The sequence below is a fragment of the Providencia sp. PROV004 genome (assembly GCF_011045615.1).
Taxonomy (GTDB): domain Bacteria; phylum Pseudomonadota; class Gammaproteobacteria; order Enterobacterales; family Enterobacteriaceae; genus Providencia; species Providencia rettgeri.
The window spans coordinates 1,160,195-1,176,692 of the sequence record NZ_CP042859.1 but is presented as its reverse complement, the minus strand read 5'-3'; the positions used below and the strand labels follow the sequence as shown (position 1 = coordinate 1,176,692).

Annotated in this window: 13 protein-coding genes; 3 read left to right on the top strand and 10 right to left on the bottom strand. The window is 38.8% G+C overall.

Translation table 11 applies throughout. The annotated features are described in order from the left end of the window. The first annotated feature begins 32 nt into the window (after positions 1 to 32). Positions 33 to 1,355, top strand: a complete 1,323-nt coding sequence (locus tag FVA69_RS05180; protein ID WP_109912037.1) for a serine dehydratase subunit alpha family protein — start codon at positions 33 to 35, stop codon at positions 1,353 to 1,355. A gap of 270 nt (positions 1,356 to 1,625) precedes the next feature. Here FVA69_RS05180 and yjiA read toward each other — a convergent pair whose 3' ends face one another. From yjiA to FVA69_RS05145, 7 genes are all read right to left on the bottom strand, one after another. Continuing rightward, the gene (gene yjiA / locus FVA69_RS05175) at positions 1,626 to 2,594 is read right to left on the bottom strand and encodes a GTPase (protein ID WP_109912036.1); all 969 of its coding nucleotides are present in this window, start codon (positions 2,592 to 2,594) and stop codon (positions 1,626 to 1,628) included. 22 nt (positions 2,595 to 2,616) lie between these two features. Further along, positions 2,617 to 2,820 carry a YbdD/YjiX family protein gene (locus FVA69_RS05170; protein WP_004260586.1) on the bottom strand — a complete coding sequence of 68 codons (204 nt, stop codon included), beginning with the start codon at positions 2,818 to 2,820 and terminating at the stop codon, positions 2,617 to 2,619. A 101-nt stretch (positions 2,821 to 2,921) separates the two neighbouring features. Beyond that, positions 2,922 to 5,075: a carbon starvation CstA family protein gene (locus tag FVA69_RS05165; RefSeq protein WP_164528498.1), complete on the bottom strand. Its 2,154-nt coding sequence runs from the start codon at positions 5,073 to 5,075 to the stop codon at positions 2,922 to 2,924. A 433-nt stretch (positions 5,076 to 5,508) separates the two neighbouring features. Beyond that, a complete protein-coding gene (locus FVA69_RS05160; protein WP_164528497.1) occupies positions 5,509 to 5,961 on the bottom strand; it encodes a WG repeat-containing protein in 453 nt (150 codons plus the stop codon). Positions 5,962 to 6,425: 464 nt separating this feature from the next. Further along, on the bottom strand, positions 6,426 to 7,604 hold the full coding sequence (gene purT, locus FVA69_RS05155; RefSeq protein ID WP_004913766.1) for a formate-dependent phosphoribosylglycinamide formyltransferase: 1,179 nt from the start codon (positions 7,602 to 7,604) through the stop codon (positions 6,426 to 6,428). 125 nt (positions 7,605 to 7,729) lie between these two features. Then, positions 7,730 to 8,656, bottom strand: coding sequence for an EamA family transporter RarD (rarD, locus tag FVA69_RS05150; RefSeq protein ID WP_109912035.1), 927 nt, complete (start codon positions 8,654 to 8,656; stop codon positions 7,730 to 7,732). A gap of 169 nt (positions 8,657 to 8,825) precedes the next feature. Next, positions 8,826 to 9,773: an aminoimidazole riboside kinase gene (locus tag FVA69_RS05145; RefSeq protein WP_164528496.1), complete on the bottom strand. Its 948-nt coding sequence runs from the start codon at positions 9,771 to 9,773 to the stop codon at positions 8,826 to 8,828. A gap of 203 nt (positions 9,774 to 9,976) precedes the next feature. On the opposite strand from FVA69_RS05145, the gene FVA69_RS05140 reads away from it, so the two are divergent. Then, complete coding sequence (locus FVA69_RS05140; RefSeq protein WP_109912034.1) at positions 9,977 to 11,431, top strand: glycoside hydrolase family 32 protein; 1,455 nt, start codon at positions 9,977 to 9,979, stop codon at positions 11,429 to 11,431. 30 nt (positions 11,432 to 11,461) lie between these two features. On the opposite strand, the gene FVA69_RS05135 is transcribed toward FVA69_RS05140, so the two are convergent. Further along, positions 11,462 to 12,457: a LacI family DNA-binding transcriptional regulator gene (locus tag FVA69_RS05135; protein WP_004913775.1), complete on the bottom strand. Its 996-nt coding sequence runs from the start codon at positions 12,455 to 12,457 to the stop codon at positions 11,462 to 11,464. A 472-nt stretch (positions 12,458 to 12,929) separates the two neighbouring features. On the opposite strand from FVA69_RS05135, the gene FVA69_RS05130 reads away from it, so the two are divergent. Beyond that, a complete protein-coding gene (locus FVA69_RS05130) occupies positions 12,930 to 13,559 on the top strand; it encodes a response regulator transcription factor (protein ID WP_123382372.1) in 630 nt (209 codons plus the stop codon). 615 nt (positions 13,560 to 14,174) lie between these two features. Here the strand turns inward: FVA69_RS05130 and FVA69_RS05125 are convergent. Together FVA69_RS05125 and rimO are read right to left on the bottom strand one after the other, a co-directional pair. After that, complete coding sequence (locus FVA69_RS05125; protein WP_004913781.1) at positions 14,175 to 14,816, bottom strand: helix-turn-helix domain-containing protein; 642 nt, start codon at positions 14,814 to 14,816, stop codon at positions 14,175 to 14,177. Between the two features lie 215 nt (positions 14,817 to 15,031). Continuing rightward, the gene (gene rimO / locus FVA69_RS05120; protein WP_004913782.1) at positions 15,032 to 16,366 is read right to left on the bottom strand and encodes a 30S ribosomal protein S12 methylthiotransferase RimO; all 1,335 of its coding nucleotides are present in this window, start codon (positions 16,364 to 16,366) and stop codon (positions 15,032 to 15,034) included. Positions 16,367 to 16,498 lie beyond the last annotated feature (132 nt).

The following is a 16,498-nucleotide window of genomic DNA, read 5'->3' as shown; positions in this document are numbered from 1 at the left end:
AATCGAAAAAGATTTTATTAAGGGGACTTGCCATGCATGCTCAATCACAACCACTACTTTGGCAATATTTTATCAAAGCAGTAAAACAAGAAGTAAAACCTGCCTTAGGTTGTACTGAGCCAATTTCATTGGCATATGCTGCTGCTAAAGCCGCTTCATTTCTTGATGGGCAAGTGATCCGTGTCTGTGCTTTTGTCTCTCCTAACCTCATGAAAAATGGCATGGGTGTAACCGTCCCCGGGACAGGTATGGTAGGTCTACCTATCGCAGCTGCGCTTGGTGCTGTTGGGGGCGATGCCGATGCAGGTTTAGAAGTTTTAAAATCAGCGTCCGCGGATGCCATTGCTTTGAGTAAAACCATGTTAGCGCAAGGAGCTATTACTGTAGATATCAAACACCCTTGTGATGATGTTATCTACTCTGAAGCCACGGTATACACACAAACTGAATCCGCAACCGTCATCATTGCAGGGTCGCATACCAATATTGTTAAAATCGTTCATAACAATCATACCGTATTTGATGCCACAACAGCTCAACCTCACCATGAATCGCCCGTTGACTGTGCGGCTGATGTCCCTCTGCCCCCCGTCACCGCCAAGTCTGTTTATCAATTTGCTACCGAAGCACCTTTAGAGGATATTCGTTTTATTCTTGAAGCCGCACATTTAAACGAAGCTTTATCTCAAGAAGGCTTACGCAACGTTTATGGCTTACATATCGGTAAAACATTACAAACCCAGCGAGACCGTGGCCTGCTTTCAAAAGACTTAATGTCAGAAATTATGATCCGCACCTCTGCCGCCTCAGATGCGCGCATGGGCGGTGCCGTATTACCCGCAATGAGCAACTCCGGCTCAGGCAACCAAGGTATTGCAGCCACCATGCCTGTTGTTGTGACTGCTGATTACCTACAATCTTCAGAAGAACAACTGGCTCGTGCATTGATGCTCTCCCATCTGATGGCAATCTACATTCATAACCAGCTTCCTGCATTATCGGCATTGTGCGCTGCGACAACAGCGGCGATGGGAGCTGCCGCGGGCATTGCTTGGTTACTAGAATCCCGCTATGAAGTCGTTGCAATGGCAATTTCCAGTATGATTGGTGATGTTAGTGGTATGATTTGTGATGGCGCATCAAACAGTTGTGCAATGAAGGTGTCAACCAGTGCGAGTGCCGCTTATAAAGCCGTGCTAATGGCATTAGATAATAGCTGTGTTAGAGGGTCGGATGGTATTGTGTCTGATGATGTCGACCAATCTATTGCCAATTTATGTTCTTTAGCCGCGGGTTCAATGAAACATACTGACGTGCAGATTATTGAAATTATGGCCGCTAAAGCACGCCCTTAACGCCGTCGCGTTGTTGGCTACATTCGCCAACCCTAGTCACATACTTGTGTATGCTCCTAGGGATTATTTCTTTTGCCGTCTTGCTACGTCGCTAATTCTTCGCCCTTAACGCCGTAGCATTGTTGGCTACATTCGCCAACCCTAGTCACATACTTATGTATGCTCCTAGGGATTGGCTCTTTTGCCGCCTTGCTACGCCGCTAATGACTTTGAATTTCGTTTTGAATTTCTTTTTGAATTTCTTTTTTGAAATTATTTTTTTGAATTGTTCTATTTTGAATTAACTTCTAGGGCTGCGAATTTTTCACGAATTATATCTTCTGGTAGGTCAATACCAATAAACACTAATACACTGCGGCGTTGTTCATCAACTTCCCAGTCTCTATCCCAATCCGCACTATAGAGGCGTTGAACACCTTGGAATAATAAGCGTTTTGGTTCACCCATAATGGAAAGAATTCCTTTATAACGCAGTAAGTTATCTGCAAAACCGAGTAATAGGTCTTCCATTACTTGAGAAACGGCCATCAGTTCAACAGGATAATTAAATTCAAGGACAATCGAGCCGACTTCATTTTGTTGTTTAGGCGCGAAACGGAATGTCGGTTGTTTGACATTCAACTGTGAATCCAATAAAAACCCTTCGATATCCAATAATAAACTCAGGTCGATATCACCTTGAATAACTGGGTAAATCGGTGCTCTCGCATTAATACGTTGTAAACGTTCAATTAAAGCTTCGTTATTCGGCTCAATATCTGTTTTGGTCAATAAAATGCGATCTGCATAGCCAATTTGCGCTTGAGCAATGGCAAAATCATTCAATTGTTTATCAGCGTGAACAGCATCCACTAGTGTAATAATGCCATCTAACACATAACGTTCGCATAGGACTTCATGGGAAAAAAAAGTTTGAGTGATCGGGCCTGGGTCTGCCATGCCAGTGCACTCAATGACGAGACGCTCAAAGTCTAATTTTCCATTATCAAGGCCATCTAATAGGTCTAATAAGGCATTTTCTAATTCATTCGAACGACTACAACAAATACAGCCATTACTTAATGTGGTAATTTGTGTCGCACGATCACCAATTATTGCGTTATCAATGGGGACTTCACCAAACTCATTTTCAATCACTGCAATTTTATGACCGTGCTCAGCATGAAGAATATGGCTAAGGAGAGTCGTCTTACCAGCCCCGAGAAAACCGGTTAAAATTGTTACGCTAATAGGTTTCATTATTGCCCTCACACTTCATTGATTAACAGCAGCGAAATCCGCCTTTACCGCTACCACCATACCGTGCATCTTGTCTTTCGCGAAAAAATTCTTTGTAGGTCATCACAGGTTTATCTGGGTGATTATCACTCATATGCTGCACATAGGTATCATAATCAGGAATACCAATTAGCATGCGTGCTGCTTGCCCGAGGTATTTTCCTGTTTTGCCGAGATTTCCAAACATCAGCCTCTCCAATACAAATGCCCTACATCATGAACACACAATGTAGGGCGACCTTTCATTTACCGAACATCTTCCGATGTTCAATTTCGTTGAAGGGTGACTTAATGTGAAGATGAAACTTTCACGCCCTCTTTAGGTACAGGAACATAAGGTGTTTCTTTGTCTGTACGCTCTGGGTTTTTGTGCGCTTTCATCCCAACGCGAATACCATAGAAAATGATACCGTAGACAACCACCAAGAATAGAATACTCAGCCCTGCGTTGGTGTAGTTATTAATAATAATGTGATTCATATTAGTAATTTCTTGTGCAGTTAACTCTGCACCACCTGCCACAATCTTATCTTTATAAGATTTCGCTAAGTATAGGAATCCTTCCAGTTGTGGGTTATCACTGAATAATTTCAGTCCCAATGCCCAAGTTGTACAGATTAATAGCCATACTGCAGGTAATACAGTCACCATAATGTATTTACTGCGTTTCATCTTAATCAGCACTACTGTACTCAAGACTAAAGCAACTGCTGCTAACATTTGGTTCGAGATACCGAACAGAGGCCATAAGCTCTTAACACCGCCCAGTGGGTCAACAACACCTTGATACAATAAATAACCCCACAGCCCAACACAACCAGCTGTACCTATGATACCAGCAACCAGTGAATCTGTTTTCTTCAAGAATGGAACAAAGTTACCCAATAAATCTTGCAGCATAAAGCGGCCTGAACGAGTCCCTGCATCCAATGCGGTTAAGATAAACAGAGCTTCAAACAGAATACCAAAGTGATACCAGAAGCCCATATTTGCCGCAGGCATGATTTCATGGAAAACATACGCAATACCTACCGCTAATGTCGGCGCACCACCAGCACGGTTTAACACTGACGGCTCACCAATATCTTTCGCTGTTTGCATGATTTGCTCAGGTGAAATCACAAAGCCCCATGAACTCACTGTAGCGGCTGCATGAACAGACACATCTTTGAGCTGAGCCATGATAGCTGCGCCATCTGGACCACCCAGTTCATGTAAGTTAGGCATAGTAATACCTAACGCTGCTGGTGGTGTATTCATTGCAAAATACAAGCCTGGTTCGATAATAGAAGCCGCTACCAGTGCCATAATCGCAACAAATGACTCCATTAACATTGCACCATAACCGATGTAACGCGCATCTTTTTCGTTTGCTAATAACTTAGGTGTTGTCCCTGAGGAAATAAGCGCATGGAAACCGGATACCGCACCACAAGCGATGGTAATAAACAAGAATGGGAATAGAGTACCTTTCCAAACAGGACCTGAACCATCAACAAATTGCGTCACTGCTGGCATTTTTAATTCAGGGTTTAGAATAACGATACCAATCGCTAAACCAACAATAACCCCAATTTTCAAGAATGTCGCTAAATAGTCACGAGGCGCTAAAATTAGCCATACAGGTAATAATGCAGAGACAAATGCATAACCCACTAACGCGTAAGTAATCGTCGTGTCTTTGAATGTCAGTGCTGGGCCCCAGTATGGGTCGTGAGCAATCACGCCACCAAACCAGATAGAGGCAACTAACAAGACGATACCAATGACTGAAACCTCACCAACACGCCCTGGTCGGATATATCGCATATATATCCCCATAAATAAGGCGATTGGTACCGTTGAGACAACAGTAAAGACACCCCATGGGCTTTCTGCCAAGGCTTTCACCACAATCAATGCTAATACAGCAAGGATAATGATCATGATTAGGAAGCACCCAAAGAGCGCCAGCGTTCCCGGAATCGGGCCAAGCTCCTCTTTAACAATTTCCCCTAATGATGCACCATTACGACGTGATGAAATAAATAACACCATGAAATCTTGCACTGCACCGGCTAACACAACCCCCGCAAGCAGCCATAAGGTGCCGGGTAAATAGCCGACTTGCGCCGCAAGAACGGGTCCGACTAATGGCCCCGCCCCTGCAATCGCGGCAAAGTGGTGACCAAATAGAACGTTTTTATTTGTCGGAACATAGTTTAACCCGTCATTATTAATGACGGCTGGAGTCGCACGTGTTTCGTCCAGCTTCATCACTTTTTTAGCGATATATAAGCTGTAATAACGATATGCTATGAGATACACCGCCACAGAAGCGACGACAATCCAAAGAGCACTGATGTGCTCACCACGCCTGAGTGCAACTACCCCCAGACAGACCGCACCGATTATCCCAAGGATCATCCACGGAATGTGCTTTAAAATACCATTTTTGTTCATAGAACACCCTTCTGAGGTAAAACGAACATGCCATTGATTTTGTATTAGCCATCATAAAAAACGATATCACTGTGTTTTCGTTGCTTATCATTTATCGTTGATGGGTTTTTAATTGGCAGTGGTTGAACTGTATTGAATCAAAAAATTGAGCTCTGCCATGGTGTATATGGTATGAAATTACACTCAGCAAATGACTAAAGTTATGCTAAGTGGTGCCATATGGAATTAAGCGGTTTGTTTTTTACTTTGAATGGTTTTTAGGGAGGTCAAATGAGCTTAAAAACGTGATCTGCATTACAATTTCAATTTGTTTTCAATAAGTTAAAAAAATGAAGTATGCATGGTTAAAATGATGTTTATTGTGAATAAATTTCACTAATAACGTAAAAACCTAAAGCTGAGTTACCTGAAACCTTATGATATCTATATACGTTTAGCGTGTAATCGTAGTCCAATTACCACCAACCCACCAACTGTGCTCACCATCAGTTTGTGTTTCACATCCGATACCGACTTTCGCTTTCCCTGCTTTAAAGGGATATGCGCAATCATAAATTGCATCAATCACGACTTCCCCTGATATCGCATCTGCAAAACCAATTTTATTTTCTTTACGAATTCGGTATACCCCGTCCTGTGCTTCATCTGGCCAGTTGTCAAAATAATAAAGCTGGTAAACTTCTTGCCCTTTCTGGTCAAAAACAGCCAAACCGCTATTTGGTCGTTCACCTAAGCAATACTTAAATGATGATTGCGGTTCAAAACACTCGATTTTATCTTTTTCATTCGCCACCCATAAGCTAAATTGTTGTTCAAGATTTTGTGCTGTTGATAAAAAAGACATTAATCCTAATGACATTAAGCCAGCGACATAACGAACCATCATCACTTTCCTTATTCTACTTTTACGCCGGATTATAGTAAGAAGTGGAGCGCATCAATCTTACTCCAATAAATACTCGCTTATTAAAGATAGCGGATATCTCTTTCAATGAAACTAGGAATAAGGGTAAATAAAATCTTGTACAAGAATAACCTTAAGATTCAAATTAGTAAGAATTCAGCCCCAAGAAGATGCATTTAAAAATATTTACGTAACTCAAAATGCTAATGGGGTTAAGTTAGTCAATAAGCTACCTTACTCTATCAATCTGGCTGGATTAGCGATTAATAATAATTTCTTTAATGACGAGCACTTTAACGGGGCTATTGGCATTCAATTATTAGGTGGAATCCCCGTTATTAGTGCCAATCAAACCCCATTAGCCAAGCCAGATGCAACCTCAATTATTTGGGATAATATAAAAAGCAGTAACGAAACAAAAATGTTCAGCACTAACTTCATTAAAATCAACCAGAAACACACACTGTATTAGCGGTTTTTTGCGCCAGCTCTAATGCACTTTCAATCGAATCTGCAATTGCCAAAGCAACACCTAACCGGCGAGTTCCTGCAATTTCAGGTTTACCAAATAACCGTAATTGAGTATCCGATCCCAATGCTGCACCAATATTTGAAAAAATCACATTTTGGCTTTGTAAACTAGGTAAAATAACCGCGGATGCACTTGGTCCATATTGGCGGATCACACCGATTGGGAAGCCAAGAAATGCACGAACATGTAAAGCAAACTCAGATAAATTTTGTGAAATCAGCGTCACCATGCCTGTATCATGGGGACGAGGCGAAACTTCATTAAAAATAATATCGTCACCGCACACAAATAATTCAACACCAAATATTCCGTAGCCCCCCAGAGAGGTAACAATTTTCTCAGCAACATCCTGCGCTTTTTTCAACGCCACCTCACTCATGTACTGTGGCTGCCAAGACTCACGATAATCCCCTTTTTCTTGTCGATGCCCTACTGGCGCACAAAAGTGAATCCCATCCACGGCACTGACCGTTAATAATGTAATTTCAAAATCAAAATTAACCATTTTTTCAACAATTACACGGCCTTGACCTGCTCGACCACCTTCCTGTGAGTAATCCCAAGCTTGATTTAATTCGTCTCGAGAATGGATCACACTTTGCCCCTTCCCTGACGAACTCATCACTGGCTTAACAATACAAGGAAAGCCGATTTTTTCTGCTGCTGCGATAAAATCGAGTTTACTGTCTACAAATTGATACTCTGATGTTGGTAATTTCAACTCTTCTGCGGCTAAGCGGCGGATCCCTTCTCTATCCATAGTAAGAACAATCGCTTTCGCAGACGGAACCACTTTTTGTCCTTGTTGTTCCAGTTCCATTAATACCTGTGTCGCAATCGCTTCAATTTCAGGCACAATAATATCGGGTTTTTCAATTGAAACTATTTGCTTCAGCGCTTCGCCATCAAGCATGTTTATTGTATAGCTACGGTGTGCAATATGCATCGCTGGCGCATTATCATAGCGATCAACCGCAATGACTTCGATGCCCAACCGTTGACATTCAATCGCAACTTCCTTGCCTAACTCTCCAGCACCTAACAACATGACTTTTGTTGCAGATTTACACAGCGCAGTACCTAATTGATTCATGATTGATAACCTTACCGACAAAAAAGTTACTGCCAATTATATACGCAACCGTTTGCTTTTGCTATCGAGGAAAAAATTCCATAAGACAATAATCTTATAAACTATTGATAATGATGGTTAACTATTTAATCTAATGGTGTTTTGTCACGCCCAGTAATAAAAGGTTCTTTATGAGAAAATTTAATATACTGTTTGCGTAAGATTGCTAACACACAAAATATTAAACCAATCCAAATAAGTGAGAAACTAATGCCTTTGACCCAATCAAATAGCTCATTAAATAAAAATACGGCTAATAAGAATTGAATTGTTGGTTCTATATATTGTGCTAAACCTATTACCGTTAATGACGTTCGTTTAATTGCCGCAGTAAAAAAGAGCAAAGGAATGATCGTGACTGGAGCCGCTAACATATAAAGAACTTTAATTTGCCAATCCCCTTGCGCCACAGCGCTTAAACCATTAGAAGCTAACCACCAAGAGATCGCTATTGCAATGGGCAGCAACCAAAGCGCTTCTAGAAATAAAGACGTAATCACATCAAATCGAATAAATTTACGGATTAATCCATATACCGCAAAAGCACTCCCCATAACTAACGCTAAAATAGGTAATTCACCATACTGCCAAATTTGGTAACCAACCCCCGCACAAATAAAAATAACAGCCATTTTTTCTGCAAAAACAAGCCGTTCGCGAAGAAACAAAACACCAAGTAGAATAGAGAATAATGGGTTAATAAAATATCCAAGACTCGCGGCTAACACCTGTCCGTGAGTTAATGCGTAGGTAAATGTTGTCCAAGATATCGCCATAACCGACGAACTAAATAAACACAAAATTATCGACCGTTTATCAGACCATACCTCGCGCCATAAAGATTTATTTTTAATAATTAAGCGAACAAAAAAAAGTATAGGCACAGACCAAATAAGACGTTCTGCAAGTAGCTCTAAAGGTTCCGCTCCGGGAAGTAAACGATAAAATAATGGTGTGATTCCCCATAAGATATAGGAAAAAATAGCAAGAGCTACTCCCGAGCGAAGCAACATAATTTATCCACAATAAATCTGATTAAATAATATTAGCTACTTATCATACGCCAAAATGCAAAAAATAAAACTTATCAACATCATAATATAGGTTGAATTATATCAAGTATTCTTAAAATAAAAGGTAACTATATCGCTACCTTTTATTTACTCGCTGCATATATATTCATCAAAAAACATCACGCTGATGTAATGGTGGTTGCTGCTGCATAAATGCATATAATTCCTCTTGTGTCGGCGCTGCGGCAATAGCACCTTTTTTGGTTGTCGCCAATGCACCACAAGCAGTAGCTTGCGAAATGACCTTCATCAGCCCCTCTTTTTCATTGACTAGCCCATATTGTGAAATGGCCGCCAACAACCCCGCCATAAATGCATCGCCAGCCCCTGTGGTATCAATACTTTCTACTAAATAAGCACTTACGGCCATTTGAACCAAAGAAGTGAACACCTGACAACCTTTAGCCCCTTGAGTAACAATTTTTAATTGGGCAGGATAGCCTTGCAATTTGGCGATTGCATTTTCAAAACGACTTTCTTGCGTTAACCACAGCAGCTCATCATCAGAAAGTTTTAAAATATCCGCTCGTTTTGCAAAATTATCAACAACTTGGTGCATTTCATCGGGATCAGACCACATTTGTGGACGAATATTAATATCAAAACTCAGTAACCCACCAGCGAGTTTTAGTTGTTCGATAGCTGTTGATAGAGACGCTCTACATTGGTGATGCACTAGAGCTAATGAGCAAAAATGCAAAATATCATGACCAAATTGCGGTAAGTTATTTGTCGTTAAAAATTGGTCAGCCGAAGGAGAAACTAAAAAAGAAAATTCACGTTCTCCGTTTTCATGCAACGAGACGAGAACAGTACTTGTTTTATACTTTTCATCAAATTCCATCGCACTCGTATCAACCCCTATATCAAATAAGGTTTTTTGCATGAAATGCCCGAAAGCTTCTTCACCGACTCGTCCAATAAAACCACTATTTTGCCCTAAGCGTGCAACCCCAGCGGCGACATTTACAGGCGCACCACCAGCACAAGCTTCATATTGCATGTTTTGAAGAGGAATTAAATCAATAACTGCATCCCCTAATGCCCAAACTTTCATTATATCTCCTTTGCGAGTTTTATATTTTTAACCTTTATTCTTATTCATAAATAACACATTACCAACTCATGAAAATAAAACTAGTAAACGCAAACTGTTAACGTTAACATTAAGTATAAAGAAGCCAGCAAATAAACGCACCTATTATTGAATTTCATGTGCCCATTTTGTTATCGCGATCGAAAAATGTTCAGGAAGCCATAATGAAAAAACAACTTGAATTAGCCAACGAAACCATCAAAACAGCAAGAGAAAACATGAACTTGCAGTTCTACCCACAATACCACCTTGCCCCTTATGTAGGCTGGATGAATGACCCTAATGGTTTGATCTATCACCAAGGACAATACCACGCTTTTTATCAACATCATCCATTTAGTGCGATTTGGGGTCCCATGCATTGGGGTCATGCAACAAGCACTGATATGGTCCATTGGCAACACCAACCCATTGCGTTAGCACCAAGTGAAGATTATGACCGAGATGGTTGTTTCTCAGGCTCCGCAATTAGTTACGATAACAAATTGTATTTGTTTTACACAGGCCATATCTGGTTAGCAAATCCAGGTGATGACAGCCAAATCATCCAATCACAGTGTGTTGCAATCAGTGAAGATGGTATTCATTTCGAAAAGAAAGGTGTTGTACTCCCTTCCCCTGATGGCTATATGCACTTTAGAGATCCTAAAGTTTGGCAACAAGATGGTAAATGGTGGATGGTGGTTGGTGCAAGAGACTCTCAAGATCAAGGGCAAATCCTCTTATTTAACTCTACTGACTTATTAAATTGGGATCAAAACTATCAAATCCTAGCAAAAACTGACGACAATAATGTTTATATGTGGGAGTGTCCTGATTTCTTTCCATTAGGCGAAAAATTTATTGCCCTTTTTTCTCCTCAAGGAAAAAAAGCAAAAAATTATCAATATCGAAATTTATTTCAAAATGGCTATTTGGTTGGTAATTGGTCACCTAATTTACCTTATCAAATTTCACATTCATTTACTGAGCTTGATTTTGGCCAAGACTTTTACGCACCTCAAACCTTTTTAGCTAAAGATGGCCGTCGTATTGCTATCGCTTGGATGGATATGTGGGAAAATCATATGCCCACACAAAAACATGGGTGGTCAGGGTGCTTTACTTTACCTAGAGAGCTAACACTGAATGAGCAAGGTAAAATTATCTCTAAACCTATAGAGGAATTGAAATCATTACGCCAGTCTGCAAGCCATTTTCCCGCAACAATGTTAGCCAAAAACAGCACCATAGTATTAAATGAAAATGCGACAAGTTGTGAAATAGAACTTATTTGGGATTTACAGCAAAGCCCAGCTGAAAAATTTGGCTTTTGGATTGGATACGGCGTGCAGTTCTATGTTGATAACCAAAGTCAGCAATTAACCTTAATGCGTCATTACCCTGAATATACCATTAGTGATAATCGTTGTGCTCCGATACCGCAAGGTCATCAACTTAAAATAAATGCTTTTATCGACCACTCTAGCTTGGAAGTATTTATTAATGATGGTGAACTCAATTTTAGTTGCCGTATCTACCCACACCAAAGTGAACGAGATTTAAGATTATTTGCAATAAATCACCAGGCTAAGCTAGAAAAAGCGATTTATTGGGAACTCAAGAAAGCGATTGAATAACTGTCTATTCGATTTGCCTTCTCGGCGAAACTAAAAAGAATTACGTTCTAACAAGTCGCAAGCAACATATTCAACACTATTTTGCTGCCGTTCTTCTATGATGTGCAAAGCGGCTTGTTGACCTAACTGATAGTGCGGTAACACAACCGTACTTAATGGTGGATAAAATAGTTCTCCAACACCTATCATATTATCGTAGCCAAGTACTGCGATATCTTGTGGGATACGTAAACCACGGCTAAGTAGTACTTGGTAAGCTAAAAATGCAATACGGTCATTTCCACAAATAATGACATCAAAATCCGGTTTTTTATTCTTAAAGTGACTATTAATTAAAGCTATAACATCTAAATAGTGTTCATCACCTAACTCTAAATGGTATTGCTGAAGCGATTCTAGAGGTAAATTAGCCGTTGCCCACGCAGATTCCACCGCTTCACGGCGCGTTTTTCCAGCAAGTGTTTCTTGCGGGATATAAAGACAAAGAGGATTCCGATACCCTTTCTCTATTAAGCGATTAACTGCATTCAATTGACCATTAAAATCATCTGGTACATAGGCTGGAAACTGCCCTTTTTTATCTATGCAATTGGCAAGAACCAAACGATTATTATGTAATCCTTCAGGAATAGTCACTTCTCGAAGGCCCATCGTAGTATAAATAATACCATCTGGTCGCTGGGATAATAATTGCCGGACAGCTCTTTCACTATCTTCACTGGAGGTAATATTAACAACAAAGCTACTCCAGCCGAATTGCCTCGCGGTTTGCTCTATTGAAAGAATGATTTCCACAGAAAACGGAGTTGTCGCTGTATCAAGGGCCAAAACGCCAACTGTCGAAACCCTAGAACCTTTTCCTCTAATCTTACGAGCAGAAAAATCAGGGACATAATTGAGTGACTCAATAGCTTGTTGGACCTGTTTTAAGGTTTCAGGCTTGAGTAATTCAGGGTTATTAATTGCCCGTGATACTGTCATCAATGAAACATTTGCAAGTCGAGCTACGTCTTTTAAAGAAGCCATTAAGTATATTCACTCATCAAAACTAGATTAGAGTAAATTTTAACATGTCAGATATAAAAAGCACTTAATCTTCGTCAATTCACAGATTAAGTACTATCACCTAAGAAAACAGCATAAAGTGTACATCTAAGACTTTTTATGACTAATGATTTAAGATATTATTGATTAGCTTTAACAATATTTCTGTCTATTACTTTATGTTAAAAAACACATTTAATAAGTAAATTCACATAATATGTTACACGTCATTAATCGAATATTACCCAATGACACAAACTTTAACTATTGTTTCTATTTTTATATTAAATTTAACTAGATGATGTTTTTAATATAAATTAAGGTCAGTAATACACTAATAAAAAGAACAACGATCAGTAGAAAATATTATTGTGAAATTTTAATTTCACTTTATTTATCTACGTATTTAATCAGATTGGTATGAATATCAAATCAGTTCAACAGGAGTATGGTGATGAATAACACCATTCACGTAATCGTAGAAAGTGATAATGTCTTTAAGAATAAACTGAAACTAATGATGGAATCTTTTGGTTTTATCTTTAGATTTTATAATAACGAAGAAGTGTTTATGAGTAATTATACTTACCCTAATGAGGGTAATGTAAAAGAATGTATTTTATTATTCTTAAACAATGATGAAAATCGTATTAGTAGATTAAACAATATAAATAATTCATTTGGTATTGTTCCATTCATTGTGCTTGCTGAAGAGCCTTCTATCAGTTTGTGCCGTGAGAGTTTTAAAGCCGGAGCTTTTGATTTTTTCCCTTTGCCTTTCAAGGACATTGAAATTTTAAACTCCATCAGTAACGCAACAGAATTATTTTTAAATATGCATGAAAAGTATAAAAAATATACCTACCTCTCTGATAAATTTAACCGTCTTTCGGTTAGAGAACGAGAAATCATGGATATGATATTAGAAGGTAATACCAGTAAAGAAACCGCTGAAAAACTGTCACTATCACCAAGAACTGTAGAAGTTCATCGCTCTAACATTTATACGAAACTAGGTATTAAATCACTGCCACAACTTATTCAAGAATACGAATACATTAATACCTATCCTAAATATATTTAATTTATATGATATGTTCATCTTGTTATAGCGTAATTAGTTTCTGGTGGTTTGACTCTAAGCCATCAGAAACTAATTACCTAAAAAATGCCAAGAGCACTATAATTTAGATAAATATAGATAAAAATCCTGTCAATTTTAAAATAATAACTTGTTTTTATAAGTGATAAACAATAGTTCTACTCTATCACAGATTAAAGAAACCTAAGTGAATTGATAATTCCACTAGTAATAATAACTACTAATACTTGTAAAATAAAATAATACTTTTTTGTGTTACTGAAATATCATTTAAAATAATAGTGCACCTATCACACCATTTTTTAGTAAGACAATGCGCTTTCTCATCAATATTTATCCATCACAAATCTAAAAAAATAGGGCTGTAAACGACATACCAACTTACCTAACTCAAGCATAATAAGTATCGTTTTCATTTTCTTTTCTCGATACATCAAGTAACGACACAAGCAGATAGATTATGCTTTATTTATCTATCGACTGTCGTTCAAAATGTTGGTAAATTCTTCGCGCTTCGCTGTTTTTATGCTTTTTTGTTGTTGTCCACAAAACATGCGAAAGCGCTTTTTTTTTACGGTCCAAAGCATATGTAAGAAGCTATTTGTAGTCTTTAATGTTAATTTCATACTGCTTTAGTTTGCGCCATAACGTTGTCCGCCCCATATCAAGGACTTTATGCATTTTTTGAATTTTACCTTCACAAGCCTGCGCCACTTCAATAATCAAAGCTTTCTCAACTGAATGAATATCCAAGCTAGCGAATCGTTGCTCTACCTTATTTTCCTTAAAAATTTCTTGTTCATAATAGTGAAATTTCAATTTCCCACTCGCTTCCCTTGCTAAAGCCTGCGTGAGTGCAAACAAAATATTGCAGCTATTCTGAGTTGAAGATAAAGCGACAACTAGAACTGGCTCTCCAGCATGTGAATACACTGGAGCTAGATAATAAAAAATCCCATGTAATTCGATTGGCGCAGTATACAACTTAGCCCGCGCACCATAAGTCAAATTATCAGATAATAAAGCTGCTATCTCAAAATTGCCCCCAAACTCATGACTAAGCCAAAGCGTTTTTCCATCAGAGCTAATCAGAGAACTTCGAATATTATTATCATGTAATGAGGCTAATCCACCTTCAATAGTTGTATAAGCAAGCTCTACAATATATTTATAATCATCTGAATTATAAATACTTTCTTTTACAGGTGTTGTAGTTGGAAATATTAAATGAACCGACATAGTTATCCTTATTCTTCGATAAGAGTTATCTGATTATGTCAATTTCCCATTTAATTATTATATTCTAGATCAAGTTATTAATTGATAGATTTAAACCGCTTGATCCACATCAATTTTTCACAATTAAAAGCAGTAAATCAATGTGGTAAAAAACAAAATGGCTAACTTAATTTACCTAAGTTAGCCATTTACACTTTTAAAACGCTCTGATTCACTTAGGAAGTGACAATATTTCCCCACAGGTCATATTCATCTGCATGCTCAACGAATACTTTCACTATATCCCCCGCGTTAACACCAAATTCACCATTAAGATAAACCATACCATCAATTTCTGGCGCGTCTGCCATACTACGCCCAATAGCACCTTCATCATCAACTTCATCAATAATGACTAAAATTTCTTTACCAATTTTATCTTGTAAACGCTGTGTAGAAATTTGTTGTTGTAATTGCATAAAACGATGATAACGATCTTCTTTAATTTCCTCAGGGACTTGATCCGCCAGCTCATTCGCTTTCGCTCCCTCGACAGGGCTATACTTAAAGCAGCCTACTCGGTCTAACTTCGCTTCCGATAAGAAATCGAGTAGCATTTGAAAATCGTCTTCTGTCTCACCAGGAAACCCCACAATAAATGTTGAACGTAAGGTGAGTTCAGGGCAAATTTCACGCCAACGCTTAATTCGCTCAAGTGTTCTTTCTACAGCGCCAGGGCGTTTCATTAACTTTAAAATTTTAGGACTTGCATGCTGCAGCGGAATATCTAGGTAAGGTAAAACTTTACCTTCTGCCATCAAAGGGATGACATCATCAACATGTGGATAAGGATACACATAATGTAAACGTACCCATACACCCAGTGAAGCAAGTTGTTCACATAACCCCACCATGCTAGTTTTTACCGGCTGCCCATCCCAAAAACCCGTTTTATTTTTAACATCAACACCATACGCAGAGGTATCTTGTGAAATAACCAGTAACTCTTTTACCCCTGAAGCGACTAAACGCTTAGCTTCATTTAACACATCTCCAATTGGACGGCTATCTAAATCCCCTCGCATAGAAGGAATAATGCAAAAAGTACAACGATGATTGCACCCTTCGGAAATTTTTAAATAGGCATAATGCTTTGGAGTCAGTTTTACCCCTTGTTCTGGAACTAAACTCAAGAAAGGGTCATGTTCAGGTTTTGGAACGTAGTGGTGCACGTGGTTAAGTACTTGCTCATAGCTATGTGGACCAGTGATTTCTAAAACTTTTGGATGTACTTCACGAATTTGGTTCTCTTTCGCGCCAAGGCATCCTGTGACAATCACTTTGCCATTTTCATTCAGAGCTTCCCCAATCGCTTCTAGTGATTCCTGCACCGCGCTATCGATAAACCCACACGTATTCACAATGACTAAGTCAGCATTATCATAGCTTGGAACGACTTGGTAACCATCAGTGCGCAACTCAGTTAAAATGCGTTCTGAATCAACTAGATTTTTCGGGCAGCCGAGTGAAACGAAGCCAATTTTTGGCACCGGATTAGTATTTTGCGACATAACTCACTTCTTTTATTGTTTTAAAAAATGGGCGAAATTTTACCTGAAGAATTGAGGGAATTGTATAAATTTTTATCGAAAATAATCTGTAATTAACGCGAGGATAATAGAAAAAACTTATGTTAAATAGGT

Coding starts and splice junctions, on each gene's coding strand:
- FVA69_RS05170 (WP_004260586.1), bottom strand. CDS start 2,820: ATGTTTGGAAATCTCGGCAAAACAGGAAAATACCTCGGGCAAGCAGCA.
- rimO (WP_004913782.1), bottom strand. CDS start 16,366: ATGTCGCAAAATACTAATCCGGTGCCAAAAATTGGCTTCGTTTCACTC.
- FVA69_RS05145 (WP_164528496.1), bottom strand. CDS start 9,773: ATGAAAGTTTGGGCATTAGGGGATGCAGTTATTGATTTAATTCCTCTT.
- rarD (WP_109912035.1), bottom strand. CDS start 8,656: ATGTTGCTTCGCTCGGGAGTAGCTCTTGCTATTTTTTCCTATATCTTA.
- FVA69_RS05140 (WP_109912034.1), top strand. CDS start 9,977: ATGAAAAAACAACTTGAATTAGCCAACGAAACCATCAAAACAGCAAGA.
- FVA69_RS05160 (WP_164528497.1), bottom strand. CDS start 5,961: ATGATGGTTCGTTATGTCGCTGGCTTAATGTCATTAGGATTAATGTCT.
- FVA69_RS05125 (WP_004913781.1), bottom strand. CDS start 14,816: ATGTCGGTTCATTTAATATTTCCAACTACAACACCTGTAAAAGAAAGT.
- FVA69_RS05165 (WP_164528498.1), bottom strand. CDS start 5,075: ATGAACAAAAATGGTATTTTAAAGCACATTCCGTGGATGATCCTTGGG.
- purT (WP_004913766.1), bottom strand. CDS start 7,604: ATGAATCAATTAGGTACTGCGCTGTGTAAATCTGCAACAAAAGTCATG.
- FVA69_RS05180 (WP_109912037.1), top strand. CDS start 33: ATGCATGCTCAATCACAACCACTACTTTGGCAATATTTTATCAAAGCA.
- FVA69_RS05130 (WP_123382372.1), top strand. CDS start 12,930: ATGAATAACACCATTCACGTAATCGTAGAAAGTGATAATGTCTTTAAG.
- yjiA (WP_109912036.1), bottom strand. CDS start 2,594: ATGAAACCTATTAGCGTAACAATTTTAACCGGTTTTCTCGGGGCTGGT.
- FVA69_RS05135 (WP_004913775.1), bottom strand. CDS start 12,457: ATGGCTTCTTTAAAAGACGTAGCTCGACTTGCAAATGTTTCATTGATG.